Annotated in this window: 12 protein-coding genes; 10 read left to right on the top strand and 2 right to left on the bottom strand. The window is 46.7% G+C overall.

Features of this window, described 5'->3' with window-relative positions; genetic code table 11:
* Nucleotides 1-16: 16 nt before the first annotated feature.
* Nucleotides 17-559: a rubrerythrin gene (rbr, locus tag HPS55_RS05480; RefSeq protein ID WP_172175387.1), complete on the bottom strand. Its 543-nt coding sequence runs from the start codon at nt 557-559 to the stop codon at nt 17-19.
* 148 nt (nt 560-707) lie between these two features.
* A complete protein-coding gene (locus tag HPS55_RS05475; protein WP_172175389.1) occupies nt 708-1742 on the bottom strand; it encodes an asparaginase in 1035 nt (344 codons plus the stop codon).
* Nucleotides 1743-1865: 123 nt separating this feature from the next.
* Between HPS55_RS05475 and uxaC the strand changes: the two genes are divergently transcribed.
* The 10 genes from uxaC (at nt 1866) to HPS55_RS05425 (ending at nt 18064) form a co-directional block, all read left to right on the top strand.
* Nucleotides 1866-3266, top strand: a complete 1401-nt coding sequence (gene uxaC / locus HPS55_RS05470; protein ID WP_172175391.1) for a glucuronate isomerase — start codon at nt 1866-1868, stop codon at nt 3264-3266.
* Between the two features lie 149 nt (nt 3267-3415).
* Nucleotides 3416-4225, top strand: a complete 810-nt coding sequence (locus HPS55_RS05465; RefSeq protein WP_172175392.1) for a polysaccharide biosynthesis/export family protein — start codon at nt 3416-3418, stop codon at nt 4223-4225.
* Between the two features lie 58 nt (nt 4226-4283).
* Nucleotides 4284-6128: a glutamine--fructose-6-phosphate transaminase (isomerizing) gene (gene glmS / locus HPS55_RS05460; RefSeq protein ID WP_172175393.1), complete on the top strand. Its 1845-nt coding sequence runs from the start codon at nt 4284-4286 to the stop codon at nt 6126-6128.
* 79 nt (nt 6129-6207) lie between these two features.
* Entirely contained in the window at nt 6208-8103 is a 1896-nt protein-coding gene (locus tag HPS55_RS05455; protein WP_172175394.1) for an amidophosphoribosyltransferase, read from the top strand.
* Between the two features lie 18 nt (nt 8104-8121).
* Nucleotides 8122-9198: a glutamine-hydrolyzing carbamoyl-phosphate synthase small subunit gene (gene carA / locus HPS55_RS05450; protein WP_172175395.1), complete on the top strand. Its 1077-nt coding sequence runs from the start codon at nt 8122-8124 to the stop codon at nt 9196-9198.
* Nucleotides 9199-9201: 3 nt separating this feature from the next.
* Nucleotides 9202-12429 (top strand): carbamoyl-phosphate synthase (glutamine-hydrolyzing) large subunit, encoded by a 3228-nt coding sequence (gene carB / locus HPS55_RS05445; RefSeq protein WP_172175396.1) that lies wholly within the window; start codon nt 9202-9204, stop codon nt 12427-12429.
* 491 nt (nt 12430-12920) lie between these two features.
* Complete coding sequence (locus tag HPS55_RS05440) at nt 12921-14063, top strand: hybrid sensor histidine kinase/response regulator (protein WP_172175397.1); 1143 nt, start codon at nt 12921-12923, stop codon at nt 14061-14063.
* Nucleotides 14064-14236: 173 nt separating this feature from the next.
* The gene (locus HPS55_RS05435) at nt 14237-15208 is read left to right on the top strand and encodes a type I phosphomannose isomerase catalytic subunit (RefSeq protein ID WP_172175399.1); all 972 of its coding nucleotides are present in this window, start codon (nt 14237-14239) and stop codon (nt 15206-15208) included.
* Between the two features lie 132 nt (nt 15209-15340).
* Nucleotides 15341-16225 (top strand): ACP S-malonyltransferase, encoded by an 885-nt coding sequence (fabD, locus tag HPS55_RS05430; RefSeq protein WP_172175401.1) that lies wholly within the window; start codon nt 15341-15343, stop codon nt 16223-16225.
* Nucleotides 16226-16399: 174 nt separating this feature from the next.
* Entirely contained in the window at nt 16400-18064 is a 1665-nt protein-coding gene (locus HPS55_RS05425) for an alpha-amylase family protein (RefSeq protein WP_172175403.1), read from the top strand.
* The last annotated feature ends 7 nt before the right edge of the window (nt 18065-18071 follow it).

Below are 18071 nucleotides of genomic sequence, written 5' to 3'. Positions count from 1 at the left end.
TAAAGACATGTTATTGTCAATAGTTCTCCGGTTTTACCTGAAAATAGGACTGTGCATGGTCGCATACGGGACATTCTTTCGGAGCTTTCTTACCAATGACAAGATGTCCGCAGTTTGAACACTGCCATATAACTTCACCGTCCTTTGAGAATACTTTTTCATCCTTGACATTCTTCAGCAGTCTGAGATAACGTTCTTCGTGGGCTTTTTCCACTTCGGCTACGAGTTCGAATTTTTTTGCTATTTCGGTAAATCCTTCCTCACGTGCTTCCTCTGCCATGCGTTTGTACATGTCTTGCCACTCATAGCTTTCACCGTTGGCGGCGTCCTGAAGGTTCCATTCCGTATCGTTGATTTCGCCTCCGTGTAAAAACTTGTACCACAGTTCGGCATGTTCTTTTTCGTTGGCAGCTGTCTCTTCAAACAGCGCCGCTATCTGAACATAGCCGTCTTTCTTTGCCTTTGATGCAAAGTATGTATACTTGTTGCGTGCCATTGACTCGCCTGCAAATGCCTCAAGGAGGTTTTTCTCTGTCTTTGTTCCTTTTAAATCTTTCATAACTAACATATATTTAATGGTGAATAAAATATTTATTGACGGGACAAAGATAATGATAAAAGCGGAATAACGTGTCGGTAGGACAGGGGTATTCCGCTTTGTTTGAATATTTTATATTCTGTTGATTGTCAGAACCGTATAATGTTAATCATATTGAAATTTCTCCACGTATACTCTTTTTCATATACTCACGCACGGTATCCTGATCGGTATATCGTGCCTGAAGATACATCAGTTTGGTGACGGCGCTTTCAACAGTACTGTCGTAGCCGCTCAGTACTCCGGCAGATTTCAACTGGTAGCCGGTGTCGTATCGGTCCATTTCAACTTTTCCTGCCATGCATTGGCTTATGTTTATTATTATCTTTCCATGGCACGCTGCTTCTTTCAAGGCATTGATAAGCCATGGCTTTTGGGGGGCATTGCCACTTCCGTAGGTACGCATGACTATGGCTCTGAGGTTTGGGGTGGCTATTATATGTCGTACAAGGTCTTCGCGTATTCCAGGAAAAATGGTGAATACGATAACGTTGTTGTCGAGACGGAAGTGCGGAATCATGGGGCGTGAGAAGTCGGGGGACAGCATGCGGCTTTCGTGATAGCTGATATTGACACCGGCTTCTACAAGGTGGGGATAGTTGAAACTTTCGAAAGCGTCAAACTCGTCAGCACTCTGTTTGGTTGTCCTGTTGCCGCGTAGAAGATGGCCATTGAAATATATACCAACTTCGGGTACCATGGCTTTTCCGTTGGAATGTTTGGCTGAGGCAATCTCTATGCTTGTTATGAGATTCTCTTTGCCGTCGGTGCGCAACTGTCCTATTGGTAACTGGCTACCGGTGAGAATGACTGGTTTTGTGAGGTTCTCGAGCATGTAGCTCAATGCCGATGCCGTATATGCCATAGTATCGGTGCCATGGAGTATGACGAAGCCGTCATAATTGTCGTAATTGTCGGCTATGATGTGTGCCAAATCCGTCCAAAGAGCGGGCGACATATCGCTGCTGTCTATTGGAGGATCAAACTGATATGTGGCGATGTGTGTGGAGAATTGTGCAAGTTCGGGCACATTGTTTAACAGGTGCTCGAAGTTGAAAGGTTCGAGTGCACCTGTGTGCGGATTACGGTTCATACCTATTGTGCCACCGGTATATATGAGCAGGACATTATTATCGTACGTCATCGTTTACGTAAATTTTGGTGCAAAAATACGTAAAGTTTTTGAAAATACGGAATTTATTTGTTATTTTTGCGCTCGGAGATTTGTCTATTACATAATATTATATAATCATAGCTTAAACTAATTATGAAACAATTTAATGATGCGAACTTCCTGCTTGATACCGAGGTAGCACAGGAACTGTTCCACAACCATGCGGCCAAAATGCCAATTATTGATTATCACTGTCATCTGATTCCCGAGATGGTAGCAAACGACCATAAGTTCAAGAGCATCACAGAGCTTTGGCTCGGTGGTGACCATTATAAGTGGCGTGCCATGCGTACCAACGGTGTGGATGAGCGTTTCTGCACAGGCAAAGATACAAGCGATTGGGAGAAGTTTGAAAAATGGGCAGAGACTGTTCCATACACATTCCGCAATCCTCTTTATCACTGGACCCACCTCGAATTGAAGACGGCTTTCGGTATCGAGAAACAGCTCAGCCCGAAGACAGCACGTGAGATTTTTGACGAGTGTAACGAAAAACTGAAACAGCCGGAATTCTCAGCCCGCGGCCTTATGCGTCATTACAATGTAGAGTGTGTCTGCACTACAGACGATCCAGTGGACGACCTGCGCTATCACAAGCAGACACGTGAAGACGGATTTGAGATTAAGATGATACCGGCATGGCGCCCTGACAAGGCCATGAATATTGAGAAGCCGGAGTTTCCTGCCTATGTGAACCAGCTTGGTGAAGTGGCCGGAGTGACCATAACCACGTTCAAGGACATGCTTGATGCTCTGAAGAAACGTCATGATTTCTTTACCGAGAACGGTTGTCGTTTGTCTGACCATGGCATTGAGGAATTCTATGACGAACCTTATACAGAGGCACAGATTGAAGATATTTTTGCCAAGGCCATGAGCGGAAAGGAACTTACTGTGTACGAGACACGTCAGTATAAGCATTGTTTCCTTAAAGAGATGGCTGTAATGGATGCTGAAGCCGACTGGACACAGCAGTTCCACTATGGTGCTATCCGCGACAACAATACCGCTATGTACAATCAGCTTGGTCCGGATACCGGTTTTGACTCTATCGGCGAGTTTACCACAGCCAAAGCTATGAGCAAATTCCTTAACGAACTTAACATGGAGGGCAAACTCACACGTACTATTTTGTATACATTGAATCCGTGTGCCAATGAGGTTATCGCCACCATGCTCGGTAACTTCCAGGGAGGCTGTCCGGGCAAGATTCAGTTTGGTTCAGGTTGGTGGTTCAATGATCAGCTCGACGGTATGACACGTCAGATGAACGCCCTTTCCGTGCTTGGACTGTTGAGCCGTTTTGTAGGTATGCTCACCGATTCACGTTCGTTCCTGAGTTATCCTCGTCATGAGTATTTCCGTCGCTTGCTCTGCAACATTCTCGGCAATGATGTAGAGAAAGGATTGCTGCCAAACGACCATGAGATTCTGAGCCGTATGGTAGAGGATATTTCTTACAACAATGCACGCAACTATTTCAAGTTCTATTGATATTTCCTGAATTAGGAAATGTCTTAAATATAAAGTGTGGTATGGTTTTGATTATCGTACTACACTTTTTCGTTTTTATTTCTACTGTTTTCCTTGTCTAATTGGAAAAATAGGTGTAAATTTGCAAACTGTTTAAACTATTTAACGAAATGACCATTACAAGAAGACTCATTTTACCTATTGTTATGATGGCTGTCGTTGTGCTTTTGGGCAGTTGCTCAAGTACAAAGAACATTCCTTATATTCAAAACAGTGCGACGGTTAAACTTGATAGTAAAGAACTTTATGATGCGCGTATAATGCCCAAGGATATTCTTACTATCACTGTCAGTACGGAAGAACAGGATGCTGCCATTCCCTTTAATCTGGTTGTTCCCAATTCAATGTCTCAGGGGAAAACAACATCTCTTTCGTCTCAGATGACACTTCAGAACTATCTTGTTGACAATGACGGATGCGTGGATTTTCCGCGTATAGGGCGTATAAAACTCGGTGGAAAGACAAAGTCTGAAGCGGAAAAATTTATAGAAGATGCCATAAGGCCTTATTTGGCTGCCAATGCAGGAAAAGCTATTGTCACAGTACGAATGGTGAACTACAAGATTTCGGTGATAGGTGAGGTGAACAGTCCGGGCTTGTATACAGTCAATAATGAGAAGATAAACATCTTTGAGGCATTGGCCTTGGCAGGGGATCTTACGATATATGGCGTTCGTGACAATGTTAAACTGATACGTGAGGACAGTGACGGGCAGAAGAGCATCCATGTCTTGAATCTCAATGATGCCAATCTGCTCAACTCTCCTTATTATTATTTGCAGCAAAACGATATAATTTGTGTTGAGCCTAATAAAGTGAAGGCACAAAATTCGAGCGTGGGCAGCATGACAACGTTGTGGTTCTCCGCGACGTCAATATTAATTTCAATAACATCGTTGTTGTATAACATCCTTAATTAATTAAATAATCGAAGAATGGAAATCGCATGTTTCCATTCTTTCTTTATAATATAGTAATATGTGCGGAATAGTAGGATATATAGGTAACAAGGACGCTTTCCCGATATTGATAAAGGGACTGCGCAGATTGGAGTATCGCGGATATGACAGTGCCGGAGTGGCATTGGTAAATTCAGACACTGCTTTGAATGTATATAAGTCCAAAGGCAAAGTCGACAATCTTGTAGAGTATTGTAGTGACAAGAATGTTTCAGGAACGGTAGGTATAGCACATACCCGTTGGGCAACACATGGTGAGCCGTCGGCTCTTAATGCTCATCCGCATTATTCCGAATCCGGAAATCTGGCTATCATACATAACGGTATAATAGAGAATTATTCCGATATAAAGAAAAAACTGATGGCAAACGGCGTTAAGTTCCGTTCGGAGACAGATACGGAGGTGCTTGTACAGTTGATTGAATATATAAAAGAGCACAAGAATCTGGACTTGCTCACAGCTGTGCAGGTTGCCCTGCATGAAGTGATAGGGGCGTATGCGATAGCTTTGCTTGACAAGCGCACCCCGCATCAGATTATTGTCGCACGTAATCAGAGCCCTTTAGTGGTGGGTATTGGCGATGACGAATTCTTTATAGGTTCGGATGCCAGTCCTATTGTGGAGTATACAGATAAAGTCGTATACCTTGAGGATGGCAATATAGCCGTATTGCATAAGGGCGAAGAATTGAAGGTGGTAAACATTCTCAATAGAAGACTTAACCCGGAAATTCAGACTGTGGATATAAATCTTGGACAACTGGATAAAGGCGGATATCCGCATTTCATGTTGAAAGAGATATTTGAGCAGCCGGATTGTCTTACCAACTGCATGCGTGGACGTGTCAACGTAGATACGGATAATGTAGTGCTGAGTGCTATCATTGATTATAAGAAGCAGCTTATAAATGCCAAACGTTTCATTATCGTAGCATGCGGGACATCGTGGCATGCGGGACAGATAGGCAAGCAGATGATAGAAAACTTCTGCCGCATACCGGTGGAAGTGGAATACGCATCGGAATTCCGTTATCGCAATCCTGTCATAACATCCGATGATGTAGTGATAGCAATCTCTCAGAGCGGTGAAACTGCCGATACATTGGCTGCAGTGAAACTGGCAAAGGATAATGGAGCGTTTATTTACGGCATCTGCAACGCTATAGGGTCGAGTATTCCCCGTGCTACAAACACGGGGTCGTATATTCATGTTGGACCGGAGATCGGTGTGGCTTCTACCAAAGCCTTTACAGGACAAGTTACAGTGTTGACAATGTTGGCGTTGGCACTTGCCAAGGAAAAGGGTACAATAAGCAGTTCCGACTATTTGGAAATAGTTAAGGAGCTGCACGAAATACCGGAAAAAATGAAGAAAGTCTTGGAACTCAATGACCGTATATCAGAACTTAGCCGGATATTCACTTATGCCCATAACTTCCTTTATCTCGGTCGCGGATACAGCTATCCGGTAGCTCTTGAGGGTGCATTGAAACTTAAGGAAATAAGCTATATACATGCAGAAGGTTATCCTGCTGCGGAAATGAAGCATGGCCCGATAGCCCTGATTGATTCAGACATGCCTGTAGTGGTGATAGCAACACATAATGCTATGTACGAGAAAGTGCTTAGCAATATCCAGGAGGTGAAGGCACGTAAAGGAAAAGTCATTGCGATAGTCACTGAAGGTGATGACAATATAAGCAGAATAGCTGACGAGGTTATAGAACTTCCAACGACTATAGAATGTCTGGAGCCACTTCTTGCCACAATTCCGTTGCAGCTTTTGGCCTATCACATAGCTGTATGTAAGGGAAAGAATGTGGATCAGCCGCGCAATCTGGCAAAATCGGTGACAGTGGAGTAAGGTAAACATTGTCGGTCTGATTGCACTTATACTATAGAATACGGTCACATAACATAAACAAAAGATTGGGGATAATAGAATGGAGCAGTTAAAGCACGAATGTGGAGTGGCTATGATAAGGCTTCTGAAGCCGCTTGACTATTACCAGAATAAATATGGTACATGGATGTATGGGCTGAACAAGCTCTATCTCATGATGGAAAAGCAGCACAATCGTGGTCAGGAAGGATCGGGGATGGCTTGCGTAAAGTTGGATACATTGCCCGGAAACGAATATATGTTCAGGGAGAAAGCGGAAGGAGCAAATGCCATAACTGAGATATTCGCAAGTGTCCATAAAGGTTTTCGTGATTTTTCGCCTGCCCAGATGGATGATGCCGATTTTGCAAAAAGAAAGATTCCGTTTGCCGGTGAACTCTATATGGGGCATCTGCGCTATTCCACCACAGGAAAGAGTGGACTTAAATATGTGCATCCGTTTCTGCGTCGTAACAATTGGAAGGCAAAGAACCTCTGTCTGTGCGGAAACTTCAATATGACCAATATTGATGAAATATTCGACAAGATAACAGCCCAAGGACAGTGTCCGCGTGTTTTTTCCGATAGCTACATCATGTTGGAGTGGCTCGGGCACCGTCTTGACCGTGAGGTGGAACGAAACTTCGTGGATGCCCAAAAGTTAGGATTGCATGGAGTTGATATCACCGATTATATAGATAATAATGTCAAACTGGGAAATGTATTGAAGACAGCGATGCCTGATTTTGACGGTGGATATGTAGTCTGCGGACTCACCGGCAGTGGAGAGATGTTCTCAATGCGTGACCCGTGGGGAATACGTCCGGCTTTCTATTATCGCGATGAAGAAGTGGTGGCAGTGGCAAGCGAGCGTCCTGTGTTGCAGACAACGTTTGATTTGGGATGTGGAGACATAAAGGAACTTAATCCAGGGGAGGCCATTATCGTAAACAAGAACGGTGAGTGCCGTATAAAACGGATTCTGGAGCAGCGCGGAGACAATGCATGTTCGTTTGAACGCATCTATTTCAGTCGAGGTTCTGACCGTGATATATATAAGGAACGCCGTAAACTTGGAGAACAGCTCATGAATCCGATACTCAAGGCCGTTGACAATGATGTGGAGCATACGGTGTTCTCTTTCATTCCCAATACGGCGGAAGTAGCCTATTATGGTATGCTTGGAAGTTTCAAGAACTACATAAACGAGTCGAAAATAAAGGCTATAGAGAATCTCGAACACACTCCGACACACGATGAATTGGTAAGAATAATGAGCCAGTATGTCCGTTCGGAGAAGGTGGCATGGAAGGATATCAAGTTGCGTACGTTCATTACGGAAGGGAAATCACGTAACGATCTTGCATCCCATGTATATGACATAACATACGAGGTGTTGAGGGCCGGAGTGGACAATCTCGTGGTAATCGACGACAGTATAGTGCGTGGTACGACTTTGCGTGAGAGTATAATCAAGATATTGGACCGTCTTCATCCCAAGAAGATAGTCATTGTCAGCTCCTCTCCTCAGATACGTTATCCAGATTATTATGGGATAGACATGTCGCGTCTGGAGGAATTCATTGCTTTCCGTGCATGTATAGAACTGCTTAAGGAGCGCGGTATGCATAGTGTTATAGACGAGACATACAGAAATTGCAGGAAAGAAATAGCCAAGCCTAAGAGTGAGATGCGATGCTGTGTGAAAGATATCTACAAGCCGTTTACTGTAGACGAGTTGAATGCAAAGATGGTGGAAATGTTGCGCCCTGCAGGAGTCGCCACTCCGATTGAATTGGTGTTTCAGAGTATAGAGGGTTTGCACAAGGCCATTCCTGATCATAAGGGGGACTGGTATTTTACGGGAGATTTCCCCACACCGGGAGGTATGAAGCTCGTAAACCAGGCTTTTATCAATTTTGTAGAGAATGTATATCAGTATGAACAGAAATTTTAAACTCTTGATATAAATTAAATGAAGAACGTAACATTAGTCCTCGAAGACGGAACGAAATTTCATGGTAAGTCGTTTGGATACGACCAACCGGTGGCAGGAGAAGTTGTCTTCAATACGGCTATGATGGGATATCCTGAAAGTCTGACAGACCCGTCGTATGCCGGACAGTTGATGACACTTACTTATCCATTGGTCGGCAACTATGGTGTTCCTCCTTTCACGGTTGAACCCGATGGTATTGCTACATTCATGGAGAGTGACAAAATCTATGCCTCAGCCATTATTGTGGCCGATTATAGTGAAGAATACAGTCATTGGAATGCCGTCGAGAGTTTGGCAGACTGGCTGAAGAGGGAACATGTACCCGGTATAACGGGTATAGATACCCGCCAACTTACCAAGGTGCTGCGTGAGCACGGAGTAATGATGGGCAAGATTCTTTTTGACGATGAGCCTGACAATATTCCGCAAGCCGATTATGAGGGAGTTAATTTTGTAGACCTTGTAAGCTGTAAGGAGATAATACGTTATAACGAGGGAGCCGGCAAGAAGGTCGTGCTTGTGGATTGCGGTGTAAAGAACAATATCATACGTTGTCTGACAAATCGTGGTGTAGAGGTTGTTCGTGTTCCTTGGAACTACGACTACACATCAATGGATTTCGACGGACTCTTCCTTGGCAACGGTCCCGGCGATCCCGATATGTGTGAGGACGCCGTGCAGATAATCCGTAAGCAGATGAGTTTGTCCCGCAAGCCGATATGTGGAATATGTATGGGCAATCAACTTCTTGCAAAAGCCGGAGGTGCCACGATATATAAATTGAAGTATGGCCATCGTTCCCACAATCAGCCTGTGCGTGAAGTAGGAACGAACAAGTGCTATGTGACAAGCCAGAATCATGGGTATGCCGTGGATGCGAAGACGCTTGGCAAGGATTGGCGTGAACTGTTTGTCAATATGAACGACGGTTCCAACGAAGGTGTATGCCATGTGGAGAATCCTTGGTTTACGAGTCAGTTCCATCCCGAGGCTTGTTCCGGTCCTGTTGATACCGAGTTTATGTTTGACCGTTTTGTTGATAAACTGAAGTAAAAGATGAAAGACGAGAATATAAAGAAAGTATTGTTGCTCGGTTCGGGCGCATTGAAGATAGGTGAGGCCGGTGAGTTCGACTATTCGGGTTCGCAGGCATTGAAGGCTTTACGCGAGGAAGGCGTTTATACAGTGCTCATCAATCCGAATATTGCCACTGTGCAGACATCCGAAGGGGTTGCCGATCAGATTTATTTCCTGCCCGTTCAGCCATATTTCGTTGAGCGTGTCATTGAGAAAGAGCGTCCTGATGGCATTCTTTTGGCTTTTGGCGGTCAGACGGCGCTTAATTGCGGAGTGGAGCTTTATAAGAGCGGTGTGTTGGAAAAATACAGCGTCAAGGTGCTCGGTACTCCCGTACAGGCCATCATGGACACGGAAGATCGCGAACTGTTCGTTGAAAAACTCAACGAAATCGACGTGAAAACAATCAAGAGCGAAGCCTGCGAGACTATAGAGCAGGCCCGCAAGGCGGCTGCCCAACTGGGGTATCCGGTGATTCTGCGTGCCGCCTATGCACTTGGCGGTCTCGGCAGCGGCTTCTGTGACAATGAGGAAGAGCTGGACAAATTGGCCGAAAAAGCATTCTCATTCTCTCCGCAGGTGCTTGTAGAGAAGAGTCTGAAGGGATGGAAAGAGATAGAATATGAGGTGGTGCGCGACCGTTACGACAACTGTATCACGGTGTGTAACATGGAAAACTTCGACCCGCTCGGCATCCATACGGGCGAAAGCATCGTTATCGCTCCGTCGCAGACACTTACCAACAGTGAGTACCACAAGCTCCGTGCACTGTCAATCAAGATTATACGTCATATAGGTATTGTCGGTGAGTGTAATGTTCAATATGCTTTCGACCCCAAGAGCGAGGACTATCGTGTCATTGAAGTGAATGCCCGTCTGAGCCGTTCGTCGGCTCTTGCATCCAAGGCAACCGGTTATCCGCTTGCCTTTGTGGCAGCAAAACTTGGTATGGGCTACGGACTTTTCGAGTTGAAGAACTCCGTCACCAAGACAACAAGCGCATTCTTTGAGCCGGCGCTCGACTATGTAGTCTGCAAGATTCCGCGTTGGGACCTCAGCAAGTTCCGTGGCGTAGACAAGGAACTCGGTTCTTCGATGAAGTCTGTCGGCGAGGTGATGGCCATAGGGCGTAACTTTGAAGAGGCCATCCAGAAAGGCCTGCGAATGATAGGGCAGGGCATGCATGGTTTTGTAGAGAACAAGGAACTTGAGATTGACGATATCGATGCCGCTTTGCGCGAGCCTACCGACAAACGTGTCTTCATAATATCGAAGGCCATGCACAAGGGATATACCATCGATCAGATACACGACCTGACCAAGATCGACAAATGGTTCCTACAGAAACTGAAGCATATTATCGATATTGATGAGCGCATGAAGGCTCTCAAGAGTGTCAATAATCTCGATAAAGAATTGCTGCGCGAGGCAAAAATATACGGTTTTACCGATTTCCAGATAGCCCGTGCCGTAGGTCTCGAGACCGAACTGCACAGTATGGCCAAGGCCGGACTTGTTGTCCGCAATCTGCGCAAGAGCTATGGAATACTGCCGTATGTGAAGCAGATAGACACGCTGGCTGCCGAATATCCCGCCCAGACCAACTATCTGTATCTCACATATTCGGCTGTTGCCCACGATATCAAGTTCCTTGGCGACAAGCGTTCCATCATTGTGCTCGGTTCGGGGGCCTATCGTATCGGCTCGTCCGTTGAATTCGACTGGTGCGGTGTTCAGGCTTTGCAGACAATACGCAAGGAAGGATACCGCTCGGTGATGATCAACTACAATCCCGAGACCGTCTCTACCGATTACGATATGTGCGACCGTCTTTACTTCGACGAACTGACATTCGAACGCGTAATGGACATCATCGACATTGAGAATCCTCATGGTGTCATCGTATCTACCGGCGGTCAGATACCCAACAACCTTGCCATGCGTCTTGACGCGCAGCGTGTGCCGATACTTGGAACATCGGCAAAAGACATTGACAATGCCGAAGACCGTGCCAAGTTCTCGTCAATGCTCACCCGCAACGGCATCAACCAGCCCGAGTGGAGCGCACTGACTTCGATGGACGACATAAACAAGTTTATCGACCGTGTCGGTTTTCCCGTGCTTGTCCGTCCGTCGTACGTGCTTTCCGGTGCGGCCATGAACGTATGTTCAAATGCCGAAGAGCTTGAGCGTTTCCTCAAGTTGGCCGCCAACGTGTCGGAGGACCATCCTGTTGTCGTAAGCCGTTTCATAGAGCATGCAAAGGAGATAGAGATGGATGCGGTGGCAAAGAACGGTGAAATCATAGCATACGCCATATCGGAGCATATCGAGTTCGCAGGTGTGCACTCCGGAGACGCCACTATACAGTTCCCGCCGCAGAAACTCTATGTCGAGACCGTGCGCCGCATAAAGCGCGTGAGCCGTCAGATAGCGAAGGAGTTGCACATCAGCGGACCTTTCAACATTCAGTTCATGGCCCGTGACAATGACATTCTGGTGATAGAGTGCAATCTGCGTGCTTCACGTTCGTTCCCGTTTGTCAGCAAGGTGCTGAAGATAAATCTTATAGAGATTGCTACCAAAGTTATGCTTGGCCTGCCTGTAGAGAAGCCTCACAAGAGTCTATTCGACCTTGATTACGTAGGCATCAAGGCCAGCCAGTTCTCGTTCAATCGTCTTCAAAAAGCCGACCCTGTGCTTGGTGTCGACATGGCCTCTACCGGCGAGGTAGGATGTATCGGCGAGGACACCAGCTGTGCATTGCTCAAGAGTATGCTCTCTGTCGGCTACCGTATACCGGAAAGGAACATCCTGCTTTCCACCGGTTCGGCCAAGCAGAAGGCTGAGATGTTGGATGCCGCACGCACTCTTGTGCAACATGGTTATAAATTGTATGCCACCGGAGGCACATCGAAATTCCTCACGGAAAACGGTGTCGGGAACACGACTGTATATTGGCCGTCGGAAGACAATCAGCCGCAGGCTCTTGACATGCTCCACAATCATGAGATAGACATGGTGGTCAACATCCCGAAGAACCTGTCGGCAGGCGAGTTGAGCAACGGTTACAAGATACGCCGTGCAGCGATAGACCTGAATGTGCCGCTCATCACAAACAGCCGTCTGGCCAGTGCTTTCATCAGTGCTTTCTGCAACATGTCCATAGAAGACATTGCCATAAAGAGCTGGTCGGAGTATAAATAGAATAGCATTAAGGGTATATATCAGACATATAAGCGTAAGTAACAATATCGGAAGTAGCGTACCGTCAGCTGTAAGGCCAGATGCAATATATGGCTATGAGGTTGACGGTACGCTGCTTTTGATATTGTTACTTGTTATTGGCATATTGCAATGCGAAACGGCCCAAACGGGAGTGCCGGGAGGCCCTTATGACGAGTAAATCATGCCAAAGACGTGTGTCAAAAGGGTCGTTGGGCCCTTTTGGCTTTTCTATTTCGTGAAAAATAAAATGCGTTTTTTTCAGAATAATCCATACATTCCGGTATTTTATCAAGAGTAATGACCGATGCAATAAATGTGATACCGGTATTCTTTACCTAATAGAAGGCTTGCTGATAGTCTGGTTTTGCCTTTGGTGTCTTTATTGCTTTGTTAAATTAAAAATGTTGTATAAAAATTGCAATTTTCAGATATATTATGTATATTTGCAGTATAACATAAAACATCATGCTATGGAATGCGGTGACATATTAGAATCGAAGATTAATAGGAGTGATTACAAAATACTTGTTGTTGACGATGTAGTGAGTAATGTTTTGCTGCTCAAGACATTGTTGGCCAGCGAGAAGTTTCAGATATGCACGGCAAGCAACGGTTATGAGTGTATTGAGAAGACAAAATCGGAGCGGCCCGATCTGATTCTTCTTGACGTGATGATGCCTGAACTTGACGGATTTGATACGGCAACGATATTGAAAAAAGATTCCGAAACATCAGATATTCCGATTATTTTCATTACTGCATTCAATACACCTTCACATCTTGTACGTGGATTCCAGGTCGGTGCGAGCGACTTCATTACCAAACCATTCAACAGGAATGAGTTGATAATGCGTGTTATGCAGCAGCTTTCTCTTGTCTGTGCACGTCGCATAATAATACGTCAGAATGAAGAGCTGACACGCGTCATCAGCAATCGTGACAAGATGTATTCTGTCGTAGCCCATGATTTGCGTTCTCCGATGGCAAGCATACGTATGGTGCTTAATCTTGTGGTCAATGCCGTGTCGCCTGATGTAATCGGTGCGGAGATATTCAGTCTGATAGAGAAAGCCAACAAGGAGTCGGAGGAAACTTACAATCTGTTGGACAATCTGTTGAAATGGACAAAGAGCCAGACAGGGCGTCTCAATGTCGTATATCAGGATTTCGAGTTGAGCGATGTCATTCCAGGAGTGGTGGACATCTTTGTAATGATAGCCGAGACGAAGCATATACGGTTGAATTGCAACCTCGGCACGGAGCGGCTTACGGTGCATGCCGACAATGACATGCTGAAAACAGTGATACGTAACTTTATCAGCAATGCTATAAAGTTCAGTAATGAGAACAGTACGATAGACATTACCGTGCAGCGTTGTGGTGACTTTGCGAAGATAGGCGTTCGTGACCACGGTGTCGGTATCAGTGCCGACCGTATAGAGCGGCTCTTTCATAGCGGAGAGACCACTTATGGCACAAGCAGTGAAGAAGGTAGCGGACTGGGCTTGATGTTGTGCAAAGACTTTGCCATAAAGAACGGTGGCGATGTGGAGGTGGAGTCGGTGCTTGGCGAAGGTTCGACATTCAGTGTGCTTGTTCCGTTGAAAATGTAGTCATGTAACGGTATTTTGACCGGTGCCGGCATCGGCATGGACTTAAGCCAATACGGGAAAGAGGATAATATTCAATATATATGCCTACCGCCAGGCATTGTTTTTTCTGAGTATTCTTGCGGCGGCTCTCCTGTTTTTAGGGAGCGGAAGGAGCTTGGTGTAATAACAGTATTATGTACCCATTAAAGTTTAATCCCATATTGAAATCAACAATTTGGGGAGGTGAAAAGATTATTCCTTATAAAGAGATTGAAAGCCAACAGGCACTTGTAGGTGAGAGTTGGGAGCTTTCAGGTGTCAGTAGCAACGAGTCGGTTGTGGCCAATGGCGAATTTGCCGGTATGACGTTGCCACAACTTATAGAGCGCGATGGGGCCGGTCTGCTCGGCAAGGCCAATTATGAGCGTTTCGGACTTGAGTTCCCGTTGCTCGTCAAGTTCATTGACGCACGCCAGGACTTGTCTATTCAGGTGCACCCTGACGACGTCCTTGCCGGGAAGCGTCACAATTCCAAAGGCAAGACGGAAATGTGGTACGTCGTGTCGGCTGACGAAGGCGCTCATCTCCGTTCGGGCTTCAGCCGTAAAGTCACTGCCGACGAATATGTGGCGAGTGTCGAAAACGACACCATCACCGACCTTCTGTCCGACTATAGTGTGAAACCGGGCGACGTGTTCTTCCTTCCTGCCGGCCGTATCCATTCCATAGGTGCCGGTTCTTTCATTGCCGAGATACAGCAGACGTCGGACATTACTTATCGTATATACGACTTCAACCGCCGCGATGCAAACGGAAACACTCGTCAGCTGCATACCGAACTGGCCAAGGATGCCATATCTTATGACGTGCTGCCGGATTATCGTACGCGGTATGAAGAACGTGAGAACCATGAGGTCAGACTCGTTTCGTGTCCTTATTTCACCACATCACTTTATGTTCTGACAGAGTCTTATACTATCGATTTGTCGGCACTTGACAGTTTCGTGGTGCTTATTGCCATGGAGGGCAGGGCCTCAATCACCGATGACGCCGGCAACACGGTGGATGTGCATCAGGGTGAAACGGTGTTGCTGCCGGCTGTGACGGGTCGTGTCGATATAGTGCCGGAAGGCCGTTTCAAGATGCTTGCCAGCCATATAGACTGACTTGCGGAGTGATGTATACGGTTTGCTATGAGGGGCGATGAGGGCTTTTTGTCACCGCTTTTCTTGCCGGTATAGTGAAAAAGTGTTACCTTTGCATCCGTAATATATTTATTATAAACTTTTTAAGAAGATATGAAAGCATTCGTTTTTCCCGGTCAGGGAGCACAGTTTGTAGGTATGGGAAAAGACCTGTATGACAACAACGCGTTGGCAAAAGAGCTTTTTGAGAAAGCAAATGATATTCTTGGTTATAGAATTACTGACATAATGTTCGGCGGTACGGACGACGAACTGAAGCAGACCAAGGTGACCCAGCCTGCCGTTTTCCTGCATAGTGTTGTTTCGGCTCTCTGCATGGGCGACGCTTTTGAGCCGGCGATGGTGGCCGGCCATTCTCTCGGCGAGTTCTCCGCTCTTGTCGCTGCGGGCGCGTTGAGCTTTGAGGACGGCCTCAAGCTGGTTTATGCACGTGCTATGGCCATGCAGAAAGCCTGCGACATGGAGCCTTCTACGATGGCTGCCATCGTCGGACTGGCCGACGAGAAAGTCGAGGAGATATGTGCCGGGGTGAACAAGGACGGGCATGTGGTAGTGCCGGCCAACTACAATTGCCCGGGACAGCTCGTGATATCCGGAAATATCGAGGCCGTCAACGAGGCTTGTGATAAGCTGAAGGCTGCCGGTGCCAAGCGTGCGTTGCCGCTGAAAGTGGGCGGTGCGTTCCATTCTCCGCTGATGCAGCCGGCCAAGGACGAGTTGCAGGCTGCCATCGAGAAGACAGAGTTCTCGGCTCCGAAGTGTCCTGTATATCAGAATGTTGACGGCAAACCGCATACAGAGCCTGCCGATATCAAGGCAAATCTTATTGCGCAGCTTACGAGCAGCGTGCGTTGGACAACGAGCGTACAGAACATGATAGCCGACGGAGCCGACGATTTCACCGAGTGCGGCCCCGGTAAGGTGCTGCAGGGTACTATAGGCCGCATCGACAAGAACGTGGCGGCTCACGGTATCTGATTATAAGTATGTGTGCGCATTATGATGCACAACATGGGTTTGTAGGGGCAAATTCTTGTTTCCATCCGTTTGTGTCTGTTCAAGACTATGGCATAAGGCGGTGCGGGGAGACAAGGGTTCGTCCCTATAATGCTTGAGAAGCAGGCATTTGACAACATATACGTTTTATTATTTATGGCAAAAGTAATTATTTATCAGATATTTACCCGCCTTTTCGGCAATCGTGTAGAGGATTGCCGCAAGGGTGGTACATTGGCTGAAAACGGTTGCGGCAAGATGAACGATTTCGATGCCGCCACGCTCAGACGTATCAAGTCTCTCGGCATTACGCATGTATGGTATACGGGTGTGATACGTCATGCCACTGTGACAGACTATTCCGTACATGGCATTCCCCGGCAGCATCCGGCCGTGGTGAAGGGGAAGGCGGGTTCGCCGTATGCCATTACAGACTATTATGACATAGACCCCGATATCGCTGTAGACGTAGACAAGAGGATGTCGGAGTTTGAGGCTCTCGTTAAGCGTACGCATAAAGCCGGTATGAAAGTTATCATCGACTTTGTTCCCAACCATGTCGCACGTCAATACCGGTCTGTCTGTAAGCCGGAAGGAGTGCGTGATCTTGGCGAGGATGACGACCGGAACATGCATTTTTCAACGGAAAACAACTTCTATTATTGCTGGGGACAGCCTTTTGAGGCAGACATCGATTTGCATTGTGGCGAGGCAGAGGCATATAGTGAGGTGCCGGCGCGTGCCACAGGAAACGATTGTTTCGGAAACAGGCCCGGCCGCAACGACTGGTACGAGACGGTGAAGCTGAACTATGGCGTAGACTATTGTGATGCCGGCGGGCGCTCGGAACACTTCTGTCCTATACCCGACACATGGAACAAGATGACGGATATCCTTCTCTTTTGGGCGGCAAAGGGGGTCGACGGTTTCCGTTGTGACATGGCCGAGATGGTGCCGGTGGCATTTTGGGCATGGGCTACCGACAAGGTAAAGTATCGTTATCCGGATATCAAGTTCATCGGTGAGGTCTACAATCCGGAACAATATCGCAGCTATATCAATGCCGGTTTTGACTGGCTGTATGATAAAGTAGGCATGTATGATTGTGTGCGTGACGTTATCTGCGGGCGCCGTCGTGCCGGCGATATCACGTCGCAGTGGCAGGCAACGGATGATATCGGCGGCAATATGCTGTATTTTCTTGAGAATCATGATGAACAGCGCATCGGCAGCGACTTCTTTGCCGGTGACGGGCGCAAGGGTATACCGGGCTTGATGGTCAGTGCATTGATGAGACAGAATCCGGTGATGGTCTATGCCGGACAGGAGTTCGGTGAGCATGGTATGGACGAAGAAGGTTTCAGCGGACGTGACGGGCGAACAACCATATTTGACTATTGGACTGTATTGGCTATAAACCACGGGTATTTCAATCGCCGCAAACTGACAAAGGAAGAAAAGGCGTTGGAGCAGGTTTATTCAAAAATTCTCAATATAGCACTTACGGAGAGTGCCGTGACCGACGGCTTGTTCTACGACTTGATGTACAGGAACGAGGCTATCGGTGACAACGTATACACGTTCCTGCGAAAGAGTGGAAACGAACTTCTCGTCATTGCCGCAAACTTTTCAGGCAATGTCGCTGATTGTGGTATCGTGATTCCCCGTCACGCCTGTGAGTTCCTTGGCATCGGAGAAAGCGTGCATGAGGGTGTCGAGTTGCTTTCAGGAGATAAAGACGTATTCAATATTGTATCCGATTCGGCCGTATCCGTTAGCATTCCGGCTAATGGCGGTGTGGTGTGGAAGATTATTTTATAAGTATGTA

This window comes from Xylanibacter rodentium, assembly GCF_013166575.1.
GTDB lineage: Bacteria > Bacteroidota > Bacteroidia > Bacteroidales > Bacteroidaceae > Prevotella > Prevotella rodentium.
The sequence above is the reverse complement of the archived record's forward strand: the minus strand, read 5'-3'. Positions and strand labels throughout refer to the sequence as shown.